We start from the raw sequence: 2,643 nt of genomic DNA on the forward strand, positions 1-2,643 counted from the left end.
CGCCACATGCTGATGGGGCTGGTTATGCAGCGAGGAAAGCGCCATCAGCCAGCCCCCCTGCCACAAAAACAGCGGGGTCAGCAAACGGGGATGGGAAACCGGCGAAGATACAGACATGCCGGAAATAGTGCCCGCCCGGGGCCGGGCAGGCAACGCTCATCAGCGCAGAATCAATTCACCACACCGGAGCGGCGCAGCCCCAGCTTGTGGGCCAGCTCGATGCTGACGAACATGGGACCGACCAGCAGAAACACCAGATCATCCACAAACGACGGCTTCTTGCCCTCTACCTTGTGGCCCCACACTTGTACCGCCCAGGCCAACAGCCACAGCACCGCCGCACTCCAGCCCAGCGACAGGGCGCTGCGATCCACAGCCACCACCGCGGCAATCGACAGCGCCAGCCAGGCTGCCATCAGCACGGTCATGCCTGGGGACATGCGTAAATAGAAAGGCATGCAGACAGCGGCCAGCAGGGTGCCGCCATTAACCCAGTACGCCAGGCTGCCTTCCAGCCCCAGCCAGTGCCCCAATGGGATCAGCCAGAACAGCCCCAGGGTGGACACGAAAATGGCCGGCACACAAAGGATGTGCACCCATTGATTCACTGGATTGCGGTGGCTATCGCCGTAGTCCGCCAGAAAGGTATTGAGATCACGCATGGACAGCTCTCCCGAGTTGTTGTTTTGAGCTGCCACACAGCTTAGCGGCAGCTCACACCCGGAAATTGTACGCAGGGGTTATCCCGCGCGGTGCCCCCTGGGAAACCGGCAGACGAGACGCTCAGTCGCAGCCGCGCCGGCTGTCTTTCAGCGCACGCAGCACCTGCTCGCGGGTCAGCAGGCCGGTCAGGATGCCCTGGGCATCCACCACCGGGTAGATTTTGGGTTTTTCCGTGACCATCAGCTCCGCCACGTTCACCGCAGAATCGTCTTCTTTCACCGTCAGCGGTTGATCGTGCATGAAGTCTTCCACCACCAGCGCCCCTTCACAGTGATAACTGGAAATCAGCAGCTTGCGCAGGCAGTCCTGTTCGGAGACAAACCCCACCACCTTGTTCTGGCTGTCCACCACCGGTAACCCGGTGAACTTGTGCTGCAGCAGGGCATCCACCACTTCGGTGAGCTCGGTGCCGGTCTTGATTGCCATGGGGTGCTTTGCCATCAAGGCACGTACGGTCATCTCTTGCATGTCGCTCTCCTTCTGCCAACCCGGCCAATGCCGGGCAGTCCAGATTCATGGCTTTGACTATAGCACTCCCCAACGAGCCCCTGCCTGCGGTTCTTGCCCATGCCGGCGATCAATTCCGGCAATCGCTATACAACGCAGGCATCGCCTTCCTACAATGGCCACAACGCATGACCACAAAAGCCTGACCGCAGGCCTACATGGAGCAGAGGAATAGCGAATGGTATCGCCCCGCGTCTGGCTGGTTTTCGGGCTGTTGGCCCTGTTGGTTATTTCCCCGCTTCAGGCTGCTGAAAATGCCGCCTGTGATGCCGCCGAACTGACGCTCGCCCAGCTGAAACAGCAGCGCCAACAACTGCGTACGGATCGCTACACCCTGCAATCCATTTTCGATGGCGACATTCCCACCCCGCACCAGATCAACACCTTGCTCGGGCGCCCCCTGAACCAGCGGCCGCTACTGCCCCTGATCGACCCGCAGCCGCTGTCCGTGGTCGACAGCAAATGCCCGGCCCTGCAGAACGATATCGACACCCTGACTCAACAGATCAACACCCTGGAGCAATCGCTCTACACCTTGCGACAAGCGTTTTTCGGCCTCAATTTCCCCCAGCGCCAGGCCTTCCTGAATCTGGCAACGCACCATGCAAAACTGCAGGCGCTGTCCGACACCCCGGAGACGGACCCTTCCATTCGCCAGGCGAGCCAGGTACTACAACAGCACATCCAACAAGTGTGGGCGGTGCTGGGCAAACTACAGAACGCCCCTGCAGACGCACTGCAAACGCTGGATGAGCTGTGGTTACAGCTACCCTCATTGCGCCCCCCTAGCGGAGCCAGCTCCACCGCCTGGCGCAGCCTGCTCAAGACCCGGCTGGACATTCAGAAAGACGTACGCACACTGCGCTCCGAACTGTGGCAGAACCGCCCACTGCTGGACCAGATCAACAACCTGGGCGGCCTCGCCCAGGCCCCGGTGCTGTTGCAGCATGAAAGCCAGCGCATCGGCCTGCGCGTGCTCGATATTGTGTCGTTGATGCGCTACGACCTGAATGGCCCTATCCGCAATGGCGGCTTCATGCCGGTGGTGCAAAATATTCTGGCGCTGATTCTCGGGGTGGTGGGTTTCTGGCTACTGATTCATCTAGCGCAGCGCACCCGCCGCTGGGCACTCTCTCTGCATGACCGGGTGGTGCAACTCAGTGGCGAGCGCCGCTGGCTGCTCAATGCCAGCCGCCTGATCAGCGGGCTGGCGCCGATTCTGCCGTGGATTCTGATCTGGCTGGTACTGGGCCGCCTGGATCCGCTGCTGGACACCCCCTCCAGCAAGATTCTGCTGTGGCTGCTGCCGCTGGCGCAGCTGTATGTCATCTATGGCCTGCTCTGCCTGATTGGCGAATGGCTGGTCATGCGTGTCGCCCAGAGTGCCAACGCCTACCTGGGCGGCGGACAGAC

At 61.1% G+C, this 2,643-nt stretch carries 2 protein-coding genes and 1 pseudogene; 1 reads left to right on the forward strand and 2 read right to left on the reverse strand.

Translation table 11 applies throughout. From position 1 onward, the window contains the following. Window positions 1–170: 170 nt before the first annotated feature. The gene (locus A3754_RS12590; RefSeq protein ID WP_063519970.1) at window positions 171–662 is read right to left on the reverse strand and encodes a DUF962 domain-containing protein; all 492 of its coding nucleotides are present in this window, start codon (window positions 660–662) and stop codon (window positions 171–173) included. A 121-nt stretch (window positions 663–783) separates the two neighbouring features. Further along, window positions 784–1,191, reverse strand: coding sequence for a CBS domain-containing protein (locus A3754_RS12595; protein ID WP_007149946.1), 408 nt, complete (start codon window positions 1,189–1,191; stop codon window positions 784–786). 217 nt (window positions 1,192–1,408) lie between these two features. Here A3754_RS12595 and A3754_RS12600 point away from each other — a divergent pair. Next, window positions 1,409–2,643, forward strand: a pseudogene (locus A3754_RS12600) (ATP-binding protein); the annotation flags it as partial.

It is taken from the genome of Alcanivorax sp. HI0083, from assembly GCF_001635175.1.

Bases quoted from the DNA above. Each gene is read 5' to 3' on its own strand.
- A3754_RS12590 (WP_063519970.1), bottom strand. From the start codon at position 662: ATGCGTGATCTCAATACCTTTCTGGCGGACTACGGCGATAGCCACCGC.
- A3754_RS12595 (WP_007149946.1), bottom strand. From the start codon at position 1,191: ATGCAAGAGATGACCGTACGTGCCTTGATGGCAAAGCACCCCATGGCA.